The sequence below is a fragment of the Paractinoplanes pyxinae genome (assembly GCF_026626335.1).
Lineage (GTDB): Bacteria > Actinomycetota > Actinomycetes > Mycobacteriales > Micromonosporaceae > Actinoplanes > Actinoplanes pyxinae.
Genome location: NZ_JAPNTZ010000010.1, coordinates 415,351 through 422,152 on the forward strand (window position 1 = coordinate 415,351; position 6,802 = coordinate 422,152).

Here is a 6,802-nt window from a genome sequence, read left to right on the forward strand (position 1 = left end):
GACCGAGGACGTGAGGGGGCGGCGCATGCCGTGGAGTTGGCGCTACGAGAACGTCGAGGGTCAGCCGGTGGCCGGGCCGCCGGAGACGTTCAGCAGCCAGGCCGACGCGGAGTCGTGGATCGGCCAGGAGTGGCGCGGTCTGGCCGAGGCCGGCGTGGCCAAGGTCGTGCTGGTCGAGGACGACCGGGTGGAATACCCGATGAGCCTGCTGCCGACGGAGTGACGTGACGTACGACGAACCGGTCTACACCAGGACACCGCGCCACGCGTTCGTGCCCAGCCCGGTCTTCGTGGGCATCGTCGCCGTCTTCGTGGTCAGCGGCTGGATGACGTGGGTCGGCTTCGGCAACGTCCGGGTCGACGTGTTCCTGTTCATCGTCGCGGGCTGGCTGGTGTCGCTGTGCCTGCACGAGTACGCCCATGCGCTGATCGGCTACTTCTCCGGCGATCACACGGTGGCCGAACGCGGCTACCTGAAGCTGAACCCGCTGAAGTACACCAGCCCGCTGCTGTCGATCGTGCTGCCGGTGGTCGTGGTGATCCTGGGCGGCATCGGCCTGCCCGGCGGCGCCGTCTGGGTCGACCACCGCTACATCCGCAGCCGCGTCAAAGACTCGCTGATCAGCGCGGCCGGCCCGCTCACCAACCTGGTGCTGGCGCTGATCCTGGCCTTCCCGTTCCTGATCGGCGTCGACCCGCCGTTCGTCGAGGTGGCCGGCGGTTACGCCTTCAACAACGGGCCCGGGGCCCACGCCGAGTTCTGGTCCGCGCTGGCCGCGCTGGCATTCCTGCAGGTGACGGCCACGATCCTCAACGTCCTGCCGATCCCCGGCCTCGACGGAGGCAGCATCCTCGCCCCGTGGATGAGCCCGGCCTACCAGCGGGCGTGGAACCTCTTCGCGCCGTACGGCTTCATTCTGCTGTTCCTGCTGTTGTGGCAAACCAAGGTGGGCGACTACTTCTACGACGTCGTCTTCTGGATCACCGACAAGCTGGGCGTCGACCAGCTCATGATTCAGGTGGGCCTTGAGCTGATGCGCTTCTGGTCCGGCTCGTAAGAACCGGACCAGAAGCACCACCGATTACGGGCGGCGGGCCGGGGACTGGGTCTTGGCCGGGTCGCGCTCGGCGACGCCGTCCAGGGCGGCGTCGATGGCCTTCATCACGTCGGCGTCCAGCTTCTTGCCGGAGGCGGCGGCGTTGTCGCGCACCTGCTCGGGGCGGGACGCGCCGATGATGGCGGCCGAGACGTTCTGGTTCTGCAGCACCCACGCCACGGCCAGCTGGGCCAGGGACAGCCCGGCCTGCTCGGCGACCGGCTTGAGCTGGGCCACCGCCTCCAGCACCTCGTCGCGCATCAGCCGCGAGATGAAGTTGGCGCCCGACTTCTCGTCGGTGGCCCGCGAACCGGCCGGCGGCTGCTTGCCCACCTCGTACTTGCCGGTCAGCACGCCCTGCGCGATCGGCGAGAAGACCACCTGGCCGACGCCCAGCTCGATCGAGGTGGGCACCACCTCGGCCTCGATGACCCGCCACAGGGCGGAGTACTGCGGCTGGTTCGAGACGAACGGGATCTTCAGGTCCTGGGCCATCTCCCAGCCCGCGCGGATCTCGGAGGCGGTCCACTCCGAGACGCCGATGTAGAGCGCCTTGCCCGAGCGCACGACGTCGGCGAACGCCTGCATCGTCTCTTCCAGCGGGGTCGAGTAGTCGTAGCGGTGCGCCTGGTACAGGTCGACGTAGTCGGTCTGCAGCCGGCCCAGCGAGGCGTCGATCGACTCCATGATGTGCTTGCGGGACAGGCTGCGGTCGTTCGGGCCCGGACCGGTCGGCCAGAACACCTTGGTGAAGATCTCGAGGCCGGCGCGGCGCTCACCCTTGAGCGCGCGGCCCAGCACCTCCTCGGCGCGCCCGCCGGCGTACGCGTCGGCGGTGTCGAAGGTCGTGATGCCCACGTCGATGGCGGCCCGCACGCACGCGACGGCGGCCTCCTCCTCGACCTGGGAGCCGTGGGTGATCCAGTTGCCGTAGGCGATCTCACTGATGAGCAGGCCGGAACGGCCGAGGTGACGATGTTCCATGTCCCGACCCTATGCCTGTCTCAGAGCACCGGCCGAGTGTCCTTGATCAACTTGTCGATCTCGTCCAGCACGTCGGCCCGGTCCTTGTACTTCAGCTCGACCAGCGGCTCACCCTTGCGGTCGAGCGCGCCCCACAGCCCGAACCGGTCGGCCACCAGGAAAGCCGCCGGGTGGATGAGCAGCGCCGCGTGCACCGGCGGCACCAGCAGCTTCCCGGTGCGGTCGACCACGCCGTACACCTCGCCCGCGTCGACCACCGCCAGGCCTTCCTCGGTGAAACCGTCCACCGGGTCGCCCGAGGCCAGCATCGTCGCGAATGCCTGATAGGTGGGCTCGACAACGACCCGGGCGTGCTCGTCGACGACCCCCCAGCCGCCGCGCCGCACCAGCGCCAGCCCGTTGCGGAACGGCCGCGCGTCCTCGAAGGCCCCCGGCACGACCACCTGGTTCTGCTTGTCGATCGCGTGCCAGCCGCCCGAGTCGTCCCGCGACACCCAGGCCAGCCCGCCCGCGAACCGTCCGGCCGCCCGGTACCCCGAGGACGCGTCGATGAACAACACACCCGACTCGTCGATCAGCTCCCAGGCCGGCGCCTCGGGCCGGCGCACCCACGCCACCCCGTCCGCGAACGGCTGGGCCTGCGCGAACCGAGGCGGCAACAACCCCGGATACCCGAACAGCCCCGAATTCTCGTCCCGCGCCGGCCGGGCGACACCGACATCGCCGATGATCTCCTCACGCGTACGCGGATAAGGACCCCACCCCTCCGAGGCCCGCCCGGTAATGGTGTCCAGAGCCAGCTCGATCCGCTCGACCAGGTCCGGATCCGCACCCCGGCGCAGGTCAAGGGCCTGCTCCAGATGGTTCACGGCCTCCAGATAACGCCCCTGCTCGAACGCCGACCGCCCGGCCAGCTCACTGATCTCGGCCCGCAACCGAGCCGGCAACTCAGCCGAATCGGTCTCCGCGTAAACCCGGTCAGCCTCGGCGAACTCTCCCCGCCACTGCAGAACATGCCCGAGCCGAGCCCGCACCGTGGCCGTCCGCACCAGCTCCCCGGCCGCCACAGCATGCACCAGAGCCGCCCGCGCATCCTCCAAGGCCGGATCAAGATCCCCGAGCAGCCGCGAAGCCACCGCCCGCAAACTCAGCAACCGAGCCCGGTCCGAGTCCCGCTCGGCATACTCCAGCTTGTCCGTGAGCCGATCGATGACCACCCACATCGGCTCGTCGTCCTCGATCCGCTCCCGCAACGTCCGCGGGTCATAGACGACGGGGTAGGCGGCCAGAATCTGCTCGGGGTCGGTGCGGCGATTGCGCGGATCGGCCCGCTGCTCCCGCCGCTGCCGAACCGGCTCTCCGCTAGGCCGCGGCGGTTCTTCGCCGGGTCGCTTCTCGTTCGCTTCTTTCTCGTACGAGGGTGACCCGCTCACGCTTGCGTCGGAGCCCGCACCACCATCGCCCACGCCGGCGGAGACGCCGTCCACCTCACCCGCTCCAACGCGGCTCGCCGATTCCGCCTCAGCAGCGGCGGTCGCCTCGCTCAAAGCACCGCCCGAGCCGGGGGTCGCCCGATCAGCCACATCGTCAGCACCGGCAGTGGCGGCGCTTTCGCCGACCACCCCGCCCGAGCCGTCGGCCGCTAGATCAGTCCCGTCAGCCGAAACGGTGCCGTCAGCCGCATCGGCGCCGTCGGCCGCAAGGGCGTCGTCGGCCGCATCGGTGCTGTCGGCCGCATCGGTGCTGTCGGCCGCATCGGTGCTGTCGGCCGCATCGGTGCTGTCGGCCGCATCGGTGCTGTCGGCCGCATCGGTGCTGTCAGCCGCAGCGATGCTGTCAGCCGAAACGGTGTCGTCGGCCGCAACGGCGGCGTCGGCCGCAACGGCGCCCTCGCCGGCTGGGCCGTCCGAGTCGATGACTCCCGCGGCGGTGTCGGCGCTCTCGTCATCCACCCCGACCGAGCTGACATTTCCGGCGGCGGCGGTGTCGTTAACCTGCGCTGGGTCGACATTTGCGGCGGGGTCGGCAGTCTTCGTTGTCAGCGGCCGGGGCGAGCCGATGGTCTCCGTTGGGGCCGAGTCTCCGGCGGGTGCCTGGTCGGAGCCGGCGGTTGCAACCGAAGCTGCGGAGTCGTCTTGCTCGGCGGAATCCGTTGTGGCCCGAACACTGTCCGGAGTGGTGGCTCCGGCGTCATCCGCTGCGATGTCCGTGGCCCGGGCGCTCTCAGGCGCATTTACGGTCCGGTCGGCGGTGGAGCCGGCCGTTTCGGCGGATGATTCGTCGGTTGTGGCCGGCGCGTCGACCGCGCGAACGTCCGTGGCCGCCGCCGCAGCATCCTCGGCGGAGGTGCTGGGCTCGACAACGGAATCGTCACCGTCGTCTCGCTCGGCCGAGGGGCTGCCCGCGTCGGCGGTGAAGGGCTCAGCGGCGATGGCAGGCGAAGCCACAGGCCTTTCGAGGGCGGCGATCTCGACGTCCAGCGGGTCGTCGATGAGCTCGGCGTCCACAATGTCGTCGTTCGCACCGGCGGCGTGCGCCACCGCAGGCTCGTCGGTGACCACCTCGAACTCGACCAGTTCGACTTCGATCGCCTCGGCGTCGCCGTGCACGCTCTCCACCCGGAACCGCGTCGAGAGCTCGTAGTCGCCCCCATATTCCGAGTCGCGCGTCTCCTCACGGGAAGCCTCATCCCGGACCGGTGCTTCCGGCCCGGCCTCAGCCATGACCGGGCGCGCGGTGTCCGGCCCGCTGCCGTCTGCTTCTGCGTCGGGAACTGGCCGCCCAGCCTCCGCGCGCTCTGAAGTCGGGGGAACCGACCGAACTGCGTCTGCTCGCCCGAAGTCGTGCGGTGCCGAATCCGGCACGACGAAGGGCGGCGCCGAGCCAGGCTCCGCCGAGGCGGACCGCGCTGTTTCCGGCTGCGCCGAGGCGGACCGCGCTGACTCCGGCTGCGCCGAGGCGGACCGCGCTGACTCCGGCTGCGCCGAGGCGGACGGCACGGAGTTCGGCCGCGAGGACGCATACTCCGCAGTGCCGGGTGCCGCTCCGCTGGTCGAAGATGGAGAGTCATTAGTCGCCGGCGGCTCAGCGAGAACGACTTCTGGACCGTCGCCTTGCGCCGCGCCCGAATGCGCAGGCGTGGGCTGCGTCTGGCCAGGCCAAGCCGCTGCCGGCTGCGCCGAGACCGGCTCTGCGGACACCGGATGTGCCGAGACGGGAGCTGCCGAGACCGGTTCAGCGGAGATCGGCCGGGGCGGCGCAGACGCCTCCGCCGACAGGGGCGGTCCCGAGGTCGGGTGAGCCGCGAAGGGCTGCGCCGAGACGGGCTCGTCATACGACGGCTGTGCTGCGACGGGCGAGGGGTCGGACGCGCGCTGGCGCACGATCGGCTGGACGGCGATCGGCTCGTCGTAATCGGCGTACGGCAGGTCGGCGTAGCGCGAGGCTTCCGCAGCGGCCGAGTCGTCGTCAACGGCTCGCTGCGGCACGACGACGGGATACGCGCCGGACGGGTCTTGCTGCCCAGGAGCGGCGCCGCCGGGATGCGCCCAGTCGGCTTGTGGCTGACCAGATGCCGGCGCGGCGGACGGCCGTCCAGCCACGGGCATCGTCCCGGCCGGAGTGCTGGCCCGGTTGATCCCAGGCTCGGCCGACGGATGACCCAGCTGTTCATAGGCCCCGGCCGCATCCGGCACAGCAGCGGGGTGCTCGAAGGGAACCGCTGGGCTGACCGGCTCAGCGAGAGCTGCGGAGCCAGCGGGTGACATCCCGCTCGTGACCGCGGCACCGTCCGGTTCATCGCCGGACACCGCATTGAAGGGACCGCCCGCAGGCCTCGTGCCAGCCGAGTCGCCGCCGGCGAAGGTCGAGCTGTCCGGCGCCGCAAAGGGCACAGAACTCACAGGGCCGCCCCCGCCCGGACTGACCGGTCCAGCGGGCACTGCACTGGTGGGACTGACGGCTGACGAGGACCAGGCCGGATCATCGGTCGGCCCAGACGTGCCATCAAAGCCTGAGGTGACCGGGCCGCCGACGGTCGGAGAACTGACCGGGCCCGCGACCGGGGTGGAGCCGATCGCGTCGGCGTGGGCCGCTGCGCTGACCGGCCCGGCGGCCGAGCTGGCGGGATCCGGGGCGATTGGGCCGGCGGCGGGAGAACTGACCGGGCCGGCGGCAGGCGTCGAGCCAGTCGTGTCGGTGCGGGGCGCCGCGCTGACCGGTCCAGCGGCCGGGGCCGGGCTGCCGGATGTTGAGGTGACCGAGCTGGCACCGGTCGGAGAACTGATCGGGCCGGCGGTCGAGGTGAAACCGGTGGTGTCGGCGTGGGGTGGCGCGCTGGCCGACTCGCCGGCTGGGCTGGTGGGGGCTGAGCTGATCGGACCGGCTGCGGGCGGAGAGCTGATCGGACCGGCGGCCGGGGTGGAGCTGATTGTGTCGGTGTGGGGTGCCGCGCTGACCGGTCCGGCGGCCGGGGTGGCGCTGACCGGGGCGGCGGTGGGCGGCGCGCTGGCTTGCGCTTCGGCGGGAGCCGGGCTGGCGGGGGCGCCGCTGGTCGGGACGGGACTGGTGGGCTCGGTGGGGGCCGGGGCGGAGCTGGTGGGCTGCGAGCCGGGCTCGAAGATGGGTTCGAGCACGACCGGCTGAGCCACCGGCGGGGCGGCGGGGGGCTGGGGGATCGGCGGGGGGGGGGGGGGGGCCCCCCCCCCCCCCCCCCCCCGGGC

The 6,802-nt window shown here is 71.5% G+C and carries 5 protein-coding genes; 3 read left to right on the plus strand and 2 right to left on the minus strand.

The features are described from left to right. Nucleotides 1-25: 25 nt before the first annotated feature. Both OWR29_RS29205 and OWR29_RS29210 read left to right on the plus strand, forming a co-directional pair. Nucleotides 26-223: a hypothetical protein gene (locus tag OWR29_RS29205; RefSeq protein WP_267566474.1), complete on the plus strand. Its 198-nt coding sequence runs from the start codon at nt 26-28 to the stop codon at nt 221-223. A gap of 1 nt (nt 224) precedes the next feature. Beyond that, nucleotides 225-1,058, plus strand: coding sequence for a site-2 protease family protein (locus tag OWR29_RS29210; protein WP_267566475.1), 834 nt, complete (start codon nt 225-227; stop codon nt 1,056-1,058). 24 nt (nt 1,059-1,082) lie between these two features. On the opposite strand, the gene OWR29_RS29215 is transcribed toward OWR29_RS29210, so the two are convergent. Then, nucleotides 1,083-2,081 (minus strand): aldo/keto reductase family protein, encoded by a 999-nt coding sequence (locus OWR29_RS29215; RefSeq protein WP_267566476.1) that lies wholly within the window; start codon nt 2,079-2,081, stop codon nt 1,083-1,085. 20 nt (nt 2,082-2,101) lie between these two features. Further along, nucleotides 2,102-5,776 (minus strand): WG repeat-containing protein, encoded by a 3,675-nt coding sequence (locus OWR29_RS29220; RefSeq protein WP_267566477.1) that lies wholly within the window; start codon nt 5,774-5,776, stop codon nt 2,102-2,104. 322 nt (nt 5,777-6,098) lie between these two features. Between OWR29_RS29220 and OWR29_RS29225 the strand changes: the two genes are divergently transcribed. Beyond that, nucleotides 6,099-6,725 (plus strand): hypothetical protein, encoded by a 627-nt coding sequence (locus tag OWR29_RS29225; RefSeq protein ID WP_267566478.1) that lies wholly within the window; start codon nt 6,099-6,101, stop codon nt 6,723-6,725. Nucleotides 6,726-6,802: the final 77 nt, after the last annotated feature.

Bases quoted from the DNA above. Each gene is read 5' to 3' on its own strand.
- OWR29_RS29205 (WP_267566474.1), top strand. From the start codon at position 26: ATGCCGTGGAGTTGGCGCTACGAGAACGTCGAGGGTCAGCCGGTGGCC.
- OWR29_RS29215 (WP_267566476.1), bottom strand. From the start codon at position 2,081: ATGGAACATCGTCACCTCGGCCGTTCCGGCCTGCTCATCAGTGAGATC.